Origin of the sequence: Limnobacter sp. SAORIC-580, from assembly GCF_013004065.1 — a bacterium.
Lineage (GTDB): Bacteria > Pseudomonadota > Gammaproteobacteria > Burkholderiales > Burkholderiaceae_B > Limnobacter > Limnobacter profundi.
On the sequence record NZ_CP053084.1, the window covers coordinates 914,881 to 929,597 of the forward strand.

At 52.8% G+C, this 14,717-nt stretch carries 13 protein-coding genes; 8 read left to right on the forward strand and 5 right to left on the reverse strand.

From position 1 onward, the window contains the following. Positions 1 to 228: 228 nt before the first annotated feature. From pedF to HKT17_RS04345, 7 genes are all read left to right on the forward strand, one after another. Positions 229 to 684: a cytochrome c-550 PedF gene (pedF, locus tag HKT17_RS04315; RefSeq protein ID WP_171098106.1), complete on the forward strand. Its 456-nt coding sequence runs from the start codon at positions 229 to 231 to the stop codon at positions 682 to 684. 117 nt (positions 685 to 801) lie between these two features. Then, a complete protein-coding gene (locus tag HKT17_RS04320) occupies positions 802 to 1,677 on the forward strand; it encodes a substrate-binding periplasmic protein (RefSeq protein WP_171098108.1) in 876 nt (291 codons plus the stop codon). Positions 1,678 to 1,922: 245 nt separating this feature from the next. Beyond that, positions 1,923 to 2,396, forward strand: a complete 474-nt coding sequence (locus tag HKT17_RS04325; protein ID WP_008251418.1) for a 4Fe-4S dicluster domain-containing protein — start codon at positions 1,923 to 1,925, stop codon at positions 2,394 to 2,396. A gap of 43 nt (positions 2,397 to 2,439) precedes the next feature. After that, positions 2,440 to 4,287, forward strand: a complete 1,848-nt coding sequence (locus HKT17_RS04330; RefSeq protein WP_171098111.1) for an aldehyde ferredoxin oxidoreductase family protein — start codon at positions 2,440 to 2,442, stop codon at positions 4,285 to 4,287. Further along, on the forward strand, positions 4,284 to 5,657 hold the full coding sequence (locus tag HKT17_RS04335; RefSeq protein ID WP_105028505.1) for an NAD(P)/FAD-dependent oxidoreductase: 1,374 nt from the start codon (positions 4,284 to 4,286) through the stop codon (positions 5,655 to 5,657). Before HKT17_RS04330 ends, HKT17_RS04335 begins: the two co-directional genes overlap by 4 nt. Then, entirely contained in the window at positions 5,624 to 5,875 is a 252-nt protein-coding gene (locus HKT17_RS04340) for a MoaD/ThiS family protein (protein ID WP_105028506.1), read from the forward strand. The genes HKT17_RS04335 and HKT17_RS04340 overlap by 34 nt, the downstream gene beginning before the upstream one ends. Before the next feature lie 6 nt (positions 5,876 to 5,881). Then, on the forward strand, positions 5,882 to 6,184 hold the full coding sequence (locus tag HKT17_RS04345; protein WP_171098113.1) for a hypothetical protein: 303 nt from the start codon (positions 5,882 to 5,884) through the stop codon (positions 6,182 to 6,184). A gap of 245 nt (positions 6,185 to 6,429) precedes the next feature. Here HKT17_RS04345 and HKT17_RS04350 read toward each other — a convergent pair whose 3' ends face one another. The 5 genes from HKT17_RS04350 to HKT17_RS04370 form a co-directional block, all read right to left on the reverse strand. Continuing rightward, complete coding sequence (locus HKT17_RS04350; RefSeq protein WP_171098115.1) at positions 6,430 to 6,825, reverse strand: DUF1850 domain-containing protein; 396 nt, start codon at positions 6,823 to 6,825, stop codon at positions 6,430 to 6,432. Continuing rightward, the gene (locus tag HKT17_RS04355; protein ID WP_171098116.1) at positions 6,822 to 8,924 is read right to left on the reverse strand and encodes a TRAP transporter permease; all 2,103 of its coding nucleotides are present in this window, start codon (positions 8,922 to 8,924) and stop codon (positions 6,822 to 6,824) included. Before HKT17_RS04355 ends, HKT17_RS04350 begins: the two co-directional genes overlap by 4 nt. 105 nt (positions 8,925 to 9,029) lie before the next feature. Further along, the gene (locus HKT17_RS04360; RefSeq protein WP_171098118.1) at positions 9,030 to 9,986 is read right to left on the reverse strand and encodes a TAXI family TRAP transporter solute-binding subunit; all 957 of its coding nucleotides are present in this window, start codon (positions 9,984 to 9,986) and stop codon (positions 9,030 to 9,032) included. A 139-nt stretch (positions 9,987 to 10,125) separates the two neighbouring features. Next, entirely contained in the window at positions 10,126 to 10,836 is a 711-nt protein-coding gene (locus HKT17_RS04365; protein ID WP_171098121.1) for a response regulator transcription factor, read from the reverse strand. Next, positions 10,826 to 11,983, reverse strand: a complete 1,158-nt coding sequence (locus HKT17_RS04370; RefSeq protein WP_171098123.1) for a sensor histidine kinase — start codon at positions 11,981 to 11,983, stop codon at positions 10,826 to 10,828. The genes HKT17_RS04365 and HKT17_RS04370 overlap by 11 nt, the downstream gene beginning before the upstream one ends. Before the next feature lie 217 nt (positions 11,984 to 12,200). On the opposite strand from HKT17_RS04370, the gene HKT17_RS04375 reads away from it, so the two are divergent. Then, the gene (locus HKT17_RS04375) at positions 12,201 to 14,684 is read left to right on the forward strand and encodes a TonB-dependent receptor (protein ID WP_171098125.1); all 2,484 of its coding nucleotides are present in this window, start codon (positions 12,201 to 12,203) and stop codon (positions 14,682 to 14,684) included. Positions 14,685 to 14,717: the final 33 nt, after the last annotated feature.

Below are 14,717 nucleotides of genomic sequence, written 5' to 3' on the forward strand. Positions count from 1 at the left end.
ATTTCAGCTGCTATGTTGCCCAATGCAAGCACTGTGCCAACTCAATCCAATGTGTTTCAGAATGAAACACATTTTGATAAAAAGTAGCACAGATCAGGAAGCCGCACCATAGAGTTCGCGATTTGTCACAATTGGTAAAACTAATTCACAAATCCAAATGAATAGGGTGGCATGGGGATTGCAGTAGCTACCCTGTGTTGAATCATTCTTAGAAATACAGGAGTTGTGATGTTAGTTCGTAAAGCCCTTGTGGCAACCATTTTTTCAATTGCTGCTTCAGTGGCATTGGCTCACGGTGATGTAACCCCGCAGGTTGTGGATGTGTCCACGCTCAAGCCATTGGGCGATGACATGCTGGAAACCAATCCGTATGTTGGTGACAAGGAAGCCATTCGTGTGGGCAGCTCAGCCTACAACCAGAACTGCGCCCGGTGCCATGGCCTTGAGGCGGTGAGTGGGGGAATTTCTCCAGACTTGCGCAAAATGAACACTGAGTGCGATTCTTTTGCGGGCAAGAAAGCCAAGGAGCAATGCAAGGTGGAAATTGACACCTACTACCGCAATTCGGTACTGGGCGGCAAAGTTCGTGGTGACCGCGTCTACATGCCTGCGTTTGCGGGTATTTTGAGTCAGGAAGCCATTTGGGCCATCAAGGCATATGTTGAAACTCGGAAGTACGAATAACTCGACATATGGGCATGTGGGGCGGGTCCGTTGTTTGAAACAACAGGCCCCTCCTGTCTGTTTCAGTATCCATTCAAAATAAAAAGTGCATCCAAGGCACGGCTTTCAGGAGACCTTATGAAGAATTCGTTCAATCCAATGTGTAAATTACCTTTGATCAAATGGTTTGGTGCTGTTGCGCTGGGCTTTTCCTTTCAGCTTGGCGCTGCCGCACAAGAGTTAAGTGACTGGGCCAAGGTGCAGGCCTCTGGCGTGTTGACTGTGGCGGTGTACAACTACTTGGCACCTTATTCACATGAAGGCAAAGGCATTGACGTGGACATTGCCAAAGCCTTGGCGGCCAAGCTGGGTTTGGGCTTGCGGGTGCGCGCTTTTACTGAGGATGAAGAGTTCTCCGACGACATTCGAAACATGGTGACGCGTGGCCATTACCTGGCAGGTGCGCCCGCCGATATTTTGATGCATGCACCCGTTGATGCTTACATTATGCAGAAGGAGGACCAGGCCCTGTTCTTTTCTCCTTACACCCGCGACGATATTTTCGTGGCACGTAATATCAAGAAACTGCCAACATTGGACAGCCTGAAACCGTTCTCGGAAACAGGCAACAAAATTGGCGCTGAAGCAGCAGCCCTCCCCAGCATCATGTTGGCTGGCGCCGATGGTGCCGCGTATGCAAACAATCTGGTGAACTTCAAGACGCCCAAAGAAGCGGTTGATGCCATGGTGAATGGCGAACTGGTGGCAGTCATGGCCACGCGTGCCGAGTTGGAGTGGGCGCTGCACCAGCACCCAGATAAAAAAGCAGATTATTTTGTGGCCAAAGTGCCGCACAATGCACTGCCACCCAAAGGTTGGGCTGTGGGCATGGCCACCAAGAAAAGCAACAAAGAGTTGGCTGAAAAACTGACAGTGGCCATGAATGAGTTGAAGGAAAGTGGTGAGCTGGAAAAGATTTTTTCCAATTATGGTGTGAAGTACATGAGACCTTGATTTGACCTGAATTCATTCTGGTTTATGTGTACTTAAAGCCCTGCGCAATCGCAGGGCTTTTTTGTTGCAACAAGTGTTCCATTTTGAAACAGCTGTGTTGCATCGGGAAAACCCCATGTGCAAAAACTCGGAAAAGTGTTGCCGAGAGCCGCTGAAATTTTCTTTTCAAGTTGGCAGGCTTATTGCATAAGAAGGCATGTATGTAGTGCCCAAAACAAATAACCAAAGAAGCGAGGAACAACGGGATGCAAAAATCTCTTCACATCACGCCTGACAAATGCACGGGCTGCCTTCAGTGTGAAATGGCGTGTAGCTATGAGAATTATCAGGTGTTCAACACCTCACTGTCACGAATTAAGGTATTCGACTTTCATCACACCGGCAAGAAAGTGCCTTACACCTGCACCCAGTGCGATGAGGCTTGGTGTTTGCATGCCTGCCCGGTTGAAGCCATCACCATGGACAAAACCAATGGCGTGAAAGTGGTGTCAGAAGACACCTGCGTGGGTTGCAAAGTGTGCACAATCGCCTGCCCGTTTGGCACGGTGAACTATGTTCAGGAAACCGGCAAGGTTCAAAAGTGCGACCTGTGCGGCGGCGACCCCGCCTGTGCAACTGCCTGCCCAACCGGCGCAATCACTTTTGTGGATTCCAACTGGACTGGTTTGGACAAAATGAAGCAGTGGGCCGAGAAGCTGAGCAACCAGGCTCACGCGTAACTCGTTGACCATTGAATAGAACAGAGAGAAGGGAGTAATACAAATGGCATGGACCGGTAAAGTACTGCGCGTGAACCTGACAGCAGGCACCTGCACCAGCGAAGACTTGAGAATGGATTGGGCGAAAAGCTACCTTGGCCAGCGTGGTTTGGCCACCAAGTACTTTGTGGAAGAAGTGAATGCGAAAGTGGATCCACTTTCGCCCGAAAACAAGATTATTTATGCAACAGGCCCGCTGACAGGCACCATGGCCTCCACTGGCGGCCGCTATTCAGTGATCACCAAGGGCCCGCTGACTGGCGCAATTGCCTGCTCAAATTCAGGTGGCTACTTTGGCAATGAATTGAAGAGTGCTGGTTGGGACATGGTGATCATGGAAGGCAAATCGCCCAAGCCTGTGTACCTGCTAATTGAAAATGAAAGTGCGAAATTGATGGATGCTTCTGATCTGTGGGGCAAGAGCGTGTGGGACACCGAGCCTGCCATCAAAACCAAACACCAGGACCCGCTGATGCGTGTGTGCTCAATCGGCAAGGCCGGTGAGAACCAGGTGCTGTATGCAGCCATTGTGAACGACTTGCACCGCGCGGCTGGCCGTTCAGGCGTTGGCGCTGTGATGGGTTCCAAGAACGTGAAAGCAATCGCAGTGCGTGGCACCAAGGGCGTTGGCAATATTTCCAACCCCAAGGAATTCATGAAGGTGACTTACGAGAAGAAAAAAATTCTCGCTGAGAACGCCGTGACCGGTACTGGCCTGCCCACCTACGGCACCCAGGTCTTGATGAACGTGATCAACGAGATGGGTGCCATGCCCACCAACAATCACCGCGATGTTATTTTTGATGGCGCCAAAGACATTTCTGGCGAGAAAATGCACGAGCCCCGCAAAACCGATGGCAAGGCCAACCTGGTCACCAACCAGGCCTGTTTTGGTTGCACCATTGCTTGCGGACGCATTTCCAAAATTGACGAAACCCACTTCACCGTAGAAAACAAGCCGCAGTACCATGGTGCATCTGGCGGTTTGGAATACGAAGCAGCCTGGGCTTTGGGTTCATCGAACGGTGTGAACGATCTGGAAGCACTCACGTATGTGAACTTTCTGTGCAACGAGCATGGCATTGATCCGATTTCTTTGGGCGCCACTGTTTCAGCCGTGATGGAATTGTATGAAATGGGCGTGTTGACTGAAGCACAACTTGGCTGCAAGGCGCCATTTGGTTCCGCGCAAGCATTGGTGAAGCTCAGTGAAGACACGTGCAATGGCGAAGGTTTTGGCATTGAAATTGGCCAGGGCTCCAAGCGCTTGACGGCCAAGTATGGCCACCCCGAATTGTCGATGAGCGTAAAGGGTCAGGAATTCCCGGCCTACGACTCTCGCGGTATTCAGGGTATGGGTTTGGCGTATGCCACTTCCAACCGCGGTGCCTGCCACTTGCGTGGTTACACCGTGGCATCGGAAGTGCTGGGTATTCCGGTGAAAACCGACCCCTTGGTGACCGATGGAAAGCCAGCTTTGGTGAAAGCATTCCAGGATGCAACAGCCGTGTTCGACTCAGCCGGTATTTGCGTGTTCACCAGCTTTGCCTGGACGCTGGCTGATGTGCAACCACAGGTTGCTGCTGCATGTGGCGATGAGTTCGACATGGCGAATCTGGAAACCATGGGTGAACGCATCTGGAACATGGAACGCCAGTTCAACCTGGAAGCCGGTTTCACCAAGGCTGACGACGACCTGCCTGCACGTTTGAAGAAAGACGCAGCGAAAGTGGGTCCTGCCAAAGGCCTGGTCAACGGCATCGACAAAATGCTGCCTGAGTACTTCGAGCTGCGTGGCTGGGACACCGAGGGTCGCCCAACTTCAGCAACACTGGAGCGCTTGGGGCTATGACTGTAACCACTCCAACACGGCACGTTATCTTGGGTAACGGGCCTGCGGGGGTGGTCGCTGCCGAGCAAATTCGCAAGCAGCGGCCACGCGATTCAATCGTGATGGTGGGTGCCGAACCGGAACCCCCATACTCCCGCATGGCTATTCCATACCTGCTGATTGGCAAGGTGGGTGAAAAGGGCACTTACCTTCGCAAAGACCCCGACCATTTCAAGAAGCAGAATATTCAAGAAATTCGCGCACGCGCCACCAGGCTGGACACGGCAGGCAAGAAAGTTCACCTGGACAATGGCGATGTGCTTGAATACGACAAGCTGCTGATTGCCACTGGTGCGCGGCCAATTTCACCCCCCATTCCTGGGGTGAATTTGCCAGGCGTACACCCTTGCTGGACACTGGAAAATGCACGGCAAATTATCGAGCTGGCCAAGCCCGGCTCGCGCGTGTTGCAAATGGGTGCGGGTTTTATCGGCTGCATCATCATGGAAGCACTGGCCTTGCGCGGCGTGAAGTTGACTGTGGTTGAAATGGGCAACCGCATGGTGCCCCGCATGATGACTGAAGGTGCGGGTTCCATGATTCGCGACTGGTGTATCAAGAAAGGCGTGAATGTGCATTGTTCAACGAAAGTTGAAGCCATTGAAGTGGGTAGCCAGGCTCAACAGCAAAGTCTGATTGAGAAAATTGGCTCTGCGATTGGTTTCGGCACGGCAGTGGCTGCGAAAGACGGTGCACCTTTGCGTGCAAAACTTTCAAACGGTGAAGTGCTGGAAGTGGACTTGGTGATTTCTGCCACGGGTGTGAAACCCAACCTTGACTTTCTCGAAGGCAGTGGCTTGCAGGTGGATCAGGGCTTGCTGGTGGACGATCACATGCAAACCAATATTGCCGATGTGTACGCCGCTGGCGATGTAGCACAGGTTCGCGATTTCTCAACCGGTGAGAAAACCGTGAACATGATTCAACCGGCTGCGGCTGATGATGCACGCATTGCCGCCCAAAACATGATGGGGCAGGGCACACAAACACAAGGCAGTTTGGCGATGAACGTGCTGGATACCTTGGGTTTGATCGCTGCCTCGTTTGGGCAGTGGTGGGGTGCAGAGGGTGGGCAAAGCGTCGAGTTGCAAAACAAGGACGAATTTTCCTACATGCGTTTGGAGTTTCTTGGCGATGTACTGATTGGTGCAACCAGTTTGGGGCTAACGAACCATGTTGGCGTCATGCGGGGTCTGATTCAGGGCAAAATCCACTTGGGCGAATGGAAAGACCATTTGCTCGAAGATCCAACCCGATTAATGGAAGCCTATCTGGCTTGCGCTCAGTCACAAAGTACATGGAAATTACCCTCAAGCTCTTTGCAACACTGACCGACTATTTGCCAACGAACCGCGTGGACAACGCGGTTCGCTTGCAGATAAAAGAGGGCAGCACCGTGCAACAAATCATTGACCAGTTTCATCTTCCGGAGAAGCTTACACACTTGGTACTTGTGAACGGTGTGTATGTGGATCCAGCCGATCGAGCCAGCAAAGTATTAACACCCGACGATGTGTTGGCCATTTGGCCTCCCATTGCGGGCGGTTAGTTTCGCATGGCCATTTTCAACACCGACAAAGCGCTGGATATGTCGTGCACCGAGCGCGAGTTGCGTCGCTGGGTACACATGATTGCTGAACTCTTTCCAATGACTTCCGAGCAGGCTGGTCATGCGGATTTTGAAGTGCAGGGTGGTACTGCGCGAATTGCCTGGAAAGAAATGCCAGACCGCGTGATTGCTTTGGTGCGTTTAAAACGCATGGAAGTGACGCTGGCGTTTTCTGATGGTGTGCCTGCTGATGCGAGGGCGCATTTCTCGAAGCAGTTTCAGATGCACACCTTGAGGGGTGGGGGCTGAGGCTGGCGGTTGGTGATTGATGATTGGTATTGGCGAGGCTTGTGTGTGGCAACGGTTGGCCTAAGCAATGCTTCTGATTCCGGCTTGATGCTTCTGGCTTGGGGCATGCGAAACGCTTAAGCGCCTTCGCATCGGTTCCTTTCGGAACCGCCCCGCGCTGCGAAGCCGCCGGGAAGCCTTGCAAAGCCGGCCAACCGTTGCTACACACAAGCCTCACCTGCCCACACCGCACACTAAACAATCGGCTATCTGCTCGCTTGGATGGTAAACAACTCAACGCCCCGATCTTCGAACTTCGCAAAATCAATGCACTTGCTTGTTTCGCGAGTCACCGAATCCAGCGCGCAAAGCATCCAGTTGTCGGGCGTCAATTCTGAATTGGCCAGTGAGATGGCAGGTACAGTCAACGGCGATTCAGGTGCCCAGCGATACCAGCCGTTCTCAAGCACTGCATTGGGTGCCGGGTCGATTCCTGCACCACTGCCTTTGACAAATGTTTCTTTCAATACCAGTTGTTCATCTTTCAGCTGCCAGTGTTCAACCCACTCGGTTTTTTCCACCGAGTGAGTCCAGCTCAGGGAAAACAGCAAACCTGCAAGGCAGGCCGCTGATTTCCCGGCGATGAATACACACAGGCTCATGCAGGCTGCAGCTTGCCTTTCACTGCGCGCACGTTGCGCCAAGCCAGGTAGCCAAACACCACAGACAGGGCAAAGCCGATTTCATCGGTGATGGGCAAGGCTGCAATAAGCGTGAACGATGCAACCATCGCCAGCACTCGCATCCACACCGGTAACTTCGCGCCCAAATAACCAATGACTGCCGCGCCCCACAGGCTGATCGCCAGCACTGTTTTAATCACGATGTAGATAACAGCAGGAATATAGCCAATTTCACTTGCAAGAGGGCCACCGTCCTGAAGCATCAATGAGGGGGTGTAAACCGCCATAAAAGGAATGACAAAACCTGCTGCAGCAATTTTCACCGCCTCCATGGAAATGGTCAGTCCGCGCTCTTTGGCGATCGGTGCGGCTGCAAAACAGGCCAATGCCACAGGGGGGGTCAGGTCGGCCAGAATGCCGAAATAGAACACGAACATGTGGCTGACAATCAAAGGTACACCAAGCTGTTCAAGCGCTGGGCCTGCAATGCTGGAGGTAATGATGTAATTGGGAATGGTTGGAATACCCATGCCCAATACAATACAGGTGAGCATGGTCAGCACCAGTGAAAGGAACAAACTATTTTCGCCCACGCTGACCACAAACTGACCGAATGTATTGGCTGCACCAGTCAGTGTCATGGTGCCGATGATAATACCCACCATGGCGCATGCCACACCCACAGGCAGAGCCGATTTTGCACCATCGGCCAGTGAATCACGGCAAGCAGCCAGGGTTTCCCGACCACCTTTTTTCAGAGCGTTCACAGCGATCAACGCAATGATTGCCCCCGCGATTACCCAAATGCCGAATTGCAGGAAAGCAGCACACACCACACCCAATCCAATCCAGAACAACACCCGAATTACGGTGTTTGGCAAGCCAATTGCGATGGATGCGCCCAGAATAAGTACCACAGTAAAGGCAAGGCCTACAGTGCCGGCAAACAAGGGCGTGTAGCCACCCACCAACAACCACACCAGTGCCACCAGGGGAATGACGAGGTACCACTGTTCTTTCACGGCTTTTAAAGGGGAAGGCAAGTCTTTTTTATCCAAGCCTTTCAAGCCATGTTTGCCGGCTTCCAGGTGCACCATCCAGAAGGCACCAAAGAAATACAGAATGGCCGGAATGATCGCTGCCTTCACAATTTCGGAATACGCCACACCCAGCGTTTCGGCCATGATGAAAGCCACTGCGCCCATGACCGGTGGCATCAACTGACCACCCATGGAGGCGGTGGATTCAACCCCGCCAGCGAAAGCGGCTCGGTAGCCGAATTTTTTCATCAAGGGAATTGTGAATTGACCAGTTGTAACCACGTTGGCCACGCCTGAACCTGAAATGGTACCCATGAGTGCCGAGGACACCACAGCCACTTTGGCAGCACCGCCCTGTGCGTGGCCCACCAGGCCCAGCGCGAAGTCGGTGAACAGCTTGATCATGCCAGCTTTTTCGAGAAAAGCACCAAACAAAATAAACAGGAAAATATACGATGCCGACACATAGGTCGGGATGCCATAAATACCTTCTGTGCCGTAGGCCATGTGTTCGATCACTTGGTGGAAGTCGTATCCCCGGTGGTCAAATGGCGCCGGCAGGTATTGGCCGAACAGGCAATAGGCGAAAAATGTGCCGCAAATAATCGGCAGGGCAGGGCCCATTAAAAGCCAGGTGGCCACAAACACAGTGGCAATGGCGATCACACCCAGGTAAATGTCCAATTCGGTGGGGTCGCCAGCGCGAATTAGCAAGGGTTCGTACTCTACCCATTGGTAGCCCGCTACTCCGAGCGCGGCCAAGGCCAGCACCCAGGCAATCGCCTTCACGGCAGCATTCTTGTTGATGGCAATCAAGGGAAATGTGAGCAGCAGCAAAAAGCCCACGTGGCACGCCCGTTGAACCTGACTGGGTAAATCAAACAAGTGTGCAGCTGTTGCAATCTGAAATGTCGAGAATAAAACAGCAATCCAGAAGAGCAGGCGGCCCTCAAATGAACGCGTGAACCCGGCGGATGTTGGGTCGTGAAAGCCAGAGTTGGCTTCTGTGGCTACGGCTGAATCGGGAGTATTGGACATAGACGAAAAGCCCTGAACGGGCCCACAAGGTAACTGAGGTTGAAAGCCACACCCCGGCGGAGTGTGGCAGGTGCTACTTGCTAATTGCTTCGCAGGTTTGCCTGCTTACTTGATCAAACCTTTTTCGCGGTAAAACTTTTCTGCACCGGGGTGCAGTGGTACTGGCATGCCTTGCAAGGCATTTTCAAACTTGATGGCTTCAGCCGCTTTGTGGGCAGAGCGCAGAGCAGCCAGGTTTTCCCACAGAAGTTTGGTCATTTGATAGGCAGTTTCGTCAGACACTTCGGAGTGCGTAATCAGGAAGTTCACGATCGCCGCAGTGGGAACGTCTTTGGTTTGACCCTGATAAGTGCCTGCCGGAATGGTGCCGGGTACGTAAGGCGCGCCCAGCTTTTTAACCACGTCGGGAGGCACAGCAACCATGCTCACTTCCATAGAGGCAGACAAGTCTTTCAGTGAGGCTACCCCCAAGCCTGCCGATTGCAAAGTGGCGTCCAGTTGACGGTTTTTCATCAACTCGACCGATTCTGCGTAAGGCAAGTACTCGGTCTTGCCGAGGTCTTTGTAGCTCATGCCAGCAGCACCCAAAATGGCACGGGCATTCAATTCAGTGCCCGATTTGGCGGCACCCACTGATAGACCTTTGCCCTTTAGTTGGTCCAGAGAAGTAATGCCAGACGATTTGGATGCCACAATTTGTACGTAGTTGGGGTAAATGGCAGCAATGCCACGCAGTTTGTTCAGGGGGGCTTTGAAGCCTGCATCTGCATCGCCTTCCCAGGCCAGCTTCACGGAGTCGCCCAGAGAAATGCCCAATTCACCACGGCCTTGTTGCAGCAGGTTCAGGTTTTCAACAGATGCTTTGGTGGCTTGAACCTGGGTGCGTGCACCTTTGATGTTGTCGCCATACACTTTGGACAAGGCAACACCGATCGGGTAATAAATACCAGACGTACCGCCGGTCAGAATGTTGATGAATTCGGCTTTGGCGGGTGTGGCAGCGAGTGCCAAGCCTGTAATGGCCGCTGCCAGAATGGCCGTTTTTGCTTTGCGTAGCATCATGCGTAATTCCTCCTGAGAAAGTGTTGTCGTATTTTGGTTGTGGGTTGAATATCCCCGAGAACGCAACAGGTTGCAAGGCAAAGCAGCCGATTTTTAGGCAAAATACGGGAAAATACGAATGAGGAAAACGTGAGTATCTTTACTTGCCAAAACCGGGTGGTTTTCTTCCAAAACCCTGGCTCCAGGCCCAGAAAGCCAGTTCGAAGTCTGTTTGTACACCCAGCTTTTGACGAATTTGTGACAGGTTGTTGCTCACGGTTTTGCCGCTGATTCCCAAGCTGACTCCCACCTGTTCAATGGTGTGCCCTTCGACCAGCAGCCTTACCACATCCACTTCTCTGGGGGTCAATCCGCAGGTCAGTGTGGTCGCCGGTTCTTGCGTTGCATGGGTGTGCTGTTGCAGGTTCTCCTGGGCGTACTGTGGCCCGGTGCTGTTGAACATGCCTTGGCTTTGAACGTCACCGGATACAAATGTTTGTTCGCCCAGTGCCATTCGAATGCCTTGAATCAACTCTTCGGGTTCGCTGGACTTGGTCACGTAGGCCCGCGCACCCTGTTCCAGTGCCTTGGCGGCCACCACTGGGCTGTCGTGCATGGAAAGCACCACCAAAGCCAGTTTGGGCCATTTCAAACGCACCCGTTTAATCAGTTCCAGCCCGCTTTGCCCCGGCATGCTGATGTCCAGTACCAATGCATCGCAGGCATGCGTTTTCAGCAAGGCGAAGGCCTGGTCTGCATTGCCTGCCTCGCCGACAACGATCAGGTCGGTTTCAGAGTCAATAAAGCGTTTGTAACCCGCGCGAACTGCCGCGTGGTCATCTACCAGAATTATTCTGGATTCAAGGGGCATGATTTACCTCCACAACCGGAATATGGCATCGCAGCACGAACCGGTCTTCTTCTATGGCCCAGACCACATGGCCTTGCAGGATGGCCATTCTTTCGCGAATACCGGTTAGGCCCAAAGAGGGATTGACGGCAGCAGACGAGGCAACACCATCGTTTTCCACAATCAAGATGAATTCATGGGCCTGCTCATCGAAACCAGCCAATACTTTCAACTTTTTGGTATTGGCATGTCGGGCCGCATTGGTAAGCGCTTCCTGCAAGGTGCGATAAACGGCAATGGGCGCCTCTTTCGGAAGGGCAGGGGTGTTGGGTGCCCAGGCAAAGTCAACGTACCAGCCATGGCGCTTGGCCCAGTTGTCCAGCAGGTCCAGCGCCGCATCGCGAAGTGAAACTTCAAGCAACAGGTGTGGTTTCAGTTCGCGCAGCGAACTGCGCAGCCAGCCCATCATTTCCTGCGCCTGGTCGTGCACGGCCTTTGCGGCCTCTTGTGTATTTGCCTGTGTACTTTTCACCAGAAAAGCAGAGTTCACCGAAATGGAAGTCAGCGATTGTCCAAAGTAGTCGTGCAAATCCTGTGCAATCGTCTGGCGTTCACGTTCTTGAAGGTCCACCACACGGTTTAGCAGCGCGCGGCTTTTCTTTTGCTCGGTGTTCAGGGTTTGAATCAGCTGTGAAACGCTGTCGTGAATTCGTTTGAACTCCTCGATCCTGAATTCTTCAGTGTTTTCCAAGGTGGGGGCTGGTCTTGTTGGGTCGCGCTCCGATTCTTCATAATCGCGCAGCCATTGAACCAGTTGCTGCAAAGGTTTGTTCAAGGCGGGCCGAAGGGAATACCACACTACCACGCCGCTGCCCGCTGCCATCAGCAGCAACATGGTGCTGATTAAATAGAGTTCTCGTCGGGTTTCCCGGCGTTCCTGCTCGGCTTTTCGTTCGGCAAGCTGTTGGCGCAGGCGTTGTAGTTCCAGATTGCCCAGGGGTTCGGCATTCGAAAGCCCGCGGTGCAAGTCATCAACCAACTCAGAGGCGGCCGCATACTCGGTTTGCACGTCCAGCCGGCCCATGGTGAACACGACCAACACGCAGCATGCAGCCCAAAGGCCAAGCCAGGTGAGCAATCGTCTAACCAGCAACTCGCTTAAACGCATGGGTTGAATTGTTTGTTTGAATAGCCACAATGTGCACCAGAAACGGCTTGCATAGAAGAGGTGAAATCCTTTTCGGGAAAACTTCCCTGTCGAAATCTGGCAATATTATGAAATATAGACAAGACAAGTCGCGCGGTTGCCTGGCCAATCTCCATGGCGCGCAGAGCAGGCCAATCGCGGGACTTCACAATTACAAATCCAAATCAAAGGGCTGTGTATGTTTGCGCGTCAGCATTCGCATTGGTGCACCCGTGTTGTTGCACTTTCTGTTTCATCATTCCTCGTCCCGGTGTACGCCCAGCAGCTGGAAGAAATCGAAGTGATTTCTACGACGCCCCTGCCTGGTGCTGTGATATCTGTTGATCAAGCACCTTTCAGCGTTAAAAAAATAGACTCTCTGGAGCAAAATTCGAGCAGGGAGTCGATCAGCCGCAGTCTGTTTCGCGGCATCAGCGGTGTTCAGGTGACCGACAACCAGGGCAATCCGTATCAGTCTGACGTGACCTATCGCGGTTTTTCGGTAACACCCCTGTTGGGGACACCGCCCGGCTTGTCGGTGTATGTGGACGGCGTGCGCCAGAATGAAACCTTTGGCGATGTGGTGCGGTTTGATGCCATACCCCAGTCGGCTTTGAAAGAAGTTGCTGTGCTACCGGGCACCATGCCGCAATTCGGTTTGAATTCGCTGGGCGGAGCCATTGTGATGCAAACCAAAAGTGGCCGCGATTTTCAGGGCACACAAGTGGATGCTGAACTGGGCGATTCCGGGCGAACCCGTTTCGGCATTCAGAAAGGTTGGGTCGATGAACCCACTCAACGCGATTTTTATGTGAACTTTAATTCATTTAACGAAGATGGTTGGCGGGTGCTGTCACCGAGTTCTGTCATTCAGTTGTTTGGCAAAATGGGCATTGTTTCCGGTGACACTCAGACCAATTTCAGCTTGGCGCTTTATGAGTCTGACCTGAACGGAAATGGCGTAGTGCCCCGCAGTTTTTACGAACAGAATCGTGCCCAGTCGTACACCTATTTTGACAACACTCAAAACACCGGTGGGCAGTTTGCGGTGGACTTCACGCGCTACTTGCAAAGCGGAGCTGAACTGACAGCGAACGCCTATTACCGCAGCTCCAAATCCACCACATTCAACGGCGATGGCAATGAGAACGAAGACTACCGCTTCGGCGTGGCTGAGTTCGAACCTGACCGTGCAGAAGTGGAAGGCAACCTGGGCCCGGGCACTTACAACGTGACTTGCAGCGCACCGGCTTCTACCGCTTACGCGCCGGGAACGGTGACTTTTGATGAAAACGACCCTGCTGCCATGGAACCTGACAGTGCCGATTGCCCTGGAGCAAACAACCGCGGTGTGTTGAATCAGGATGTGGTGGGATTGGGCTTGCAGTATGCCTTGGCACCATTCGGTGCGCACAAGGTGTTGTTGGGCATCCAGCTTGAATTCGGGAAATCGGATTTCAGGCGCAGCTATGCCTTGGGCGTGTTCAACAATGACCGCACGGTGCGTGAATTGTACGCACCGATTGAGCAAGTGAATGTGGAGGCGAACAACCGCCAATTTGGCGTGTATGCCCAAGACGTGTGGACTTTGAATGACAAAACCACGGTTTTATTGGGTGGCCGCTACAACCACGCCTCGGTGAAAACCACAGATCGTTTAAGCCCGGTTTTGATCAATGAGGAAGGCGAGGCCAGCCCAGGCTTGAACAACGATTACACCTACCAACGTTTTAATCCGTCTGTGGGGATTGCCTATCAAACGGCTGCGCGCAGCACCTGGTATGCCAGTGCGGGCACCAGCAACCGGGTGCCCACACCGGTTGAACTGGCTTGTTCTGACCCGGAATTTCCATGCTTGTTACCGAATGCAATGGCTGCCGACCCGTTTCTTGAGCAAGTGATCACCACCACGGTCGAGGGTGGCTATCGAACCCGTTGGGCTGGCGGTAACAACCAGTATGGTTTCTCTTTCAATATATTTCATGCCAATAACAAAAACGACATTTTGTTCGTCACCGATGGTGCGGGTTCTGGCGGTTTTTTTCAGAACTACGGAAAAACCCGCAGACAGGGTGTTGAACTGGATTTTGACTGGGAAACACACGTGTGGAATTTCGGTGCCAGCTACCAGTACCTGGATGCGACGTTTCAAAGTGCAGCCCGACTGGCCAGCGAAGGGAACAGCAGTGCGGTGGATTTGAACGGTGACCCGGCCGTAGAAGGTGGTTTCATTCAAGTGCAACCGGGCAACAAAATTCCCGGCCTGGCCGAACACAATGTGAAATTATCATTGGGTTACAAGGCCAGCGATGCGACCACGCTGTTTGTTGACATGCAGGCGCAAAGCGAGCAGTACGCGCGTGGCAATGAAAACAACCAGCACCAGGCGGGTATCGTGAATATTCCGGGCGATGGGCCAGTTGAGTTTAAGGACAATGGTCGTATTCCCGGTTTTGCCGTGTTCAATCTGGGTGTGAACCATGCCTTGAATAAAAACCTCACCTTGATTGCACGTTTAAACAATCTGTTTGACCGTGAATATTTCAATGGTGCTTTGTTGGGCGGCAATATTTTTGATCGCAACGGTGCCTTGGTGGACGATGAAGGTGACATTACCTATGAATCTTTTCTGGCGCCAGGTACCCCCCGAAATGCGTGGGTGGGGGTCAGTCTGAAGTTCTAGCATTTTGAGGCAAGGCCTGAATCGGCTATCCTT

Coding starts and splice junctions, on each gene's coding strand:
- pedF (WP_171098106.1), top strand. CDS start 229: ATGTTAGTTCGTAAAGCCCTTGTGGCAACCATTTTTTCAATTGCTGCT.
- HKT17_RS04320 (WP_171098108.1), top strand. CDS start 802: ATGAAGAATTCGTTCAATCCAATGTGTAAATTACCTTTGATCAAATGG.
- HKT17_RS04325 (WP_008251418.1), top strand. CDS start 1,923: ATGCAAAAATCTCTTCACATCACGCCTGACAAATGCACGGGCTGCCTT.
- HKT17_RS04330 (WP_171098111.1), top strand. CDS start 2,440: ATGGCATGGACCGGTAAAGTACTGCGCGTGAACCTGACAGCAGGCACC.
- HKT17_RS04335 (WP_105028505.1), top strand. CDS start 4,284: ATGACTGTAACCACTCCAACACGGCACGTTATCTTGGGTAACGGGCCT.
- HKT17_RS04340 (WP_105028506.1), top strand. CDS start 5,624: ATGGAAATTACCCTCAAGCTCTTTGCAACACTGACCGACTATTTGCCA.
- HKT17_RS04345 (WP_171098113.1), top strand. CDS start 5,882: ATGGCCATTTTCAACACCGACAAAGCGCTGGATATGTCGTGCACCGAG.
- HKT17_RS04350 (WP_171098115.1), bottom strand. CDS start 6,825: ATGAGCCTGTGTGTATTCATCGCCGGGAAATCAGCGGCCTGCCTTGCA.
- HKT17_RS04355 (WP_171098116.1), bottom strand. CDS start 8,924: ATGTCCAATACTCCCGATTCAGCCGTAGCCACAGAAGCCAACTCTGGC.
- HKT17_RS04360 (WP_171098118.1), bottom strand. CDS start 9,986: ATGATGCTACGCAAAGCAAAAACGGCCATTCTGGCAGCGGCCATTACA.
- HKT17_RS04365 (WP_171098121.1), bottom strand. CDS start 10,836: ATGCCCCTTGAATCCAGAATAATTCTGGTAGATGACCACGCGGCAGTT.
- HKT17_RS04370 (WP_171098123.1), bottom strand. CDS start 11,983: ATGCGTTTAAGCGAGTTGCTGGTTAGACGATTGCTCACCTGGCTTGGC.
- HKT17_RS04375 (WP_171098125.1), top strand. CDS start 12,201: ATGTTTGCGCGTCAGCATTCGCATTGGTGCACCCGTGTTGTTGCACTT.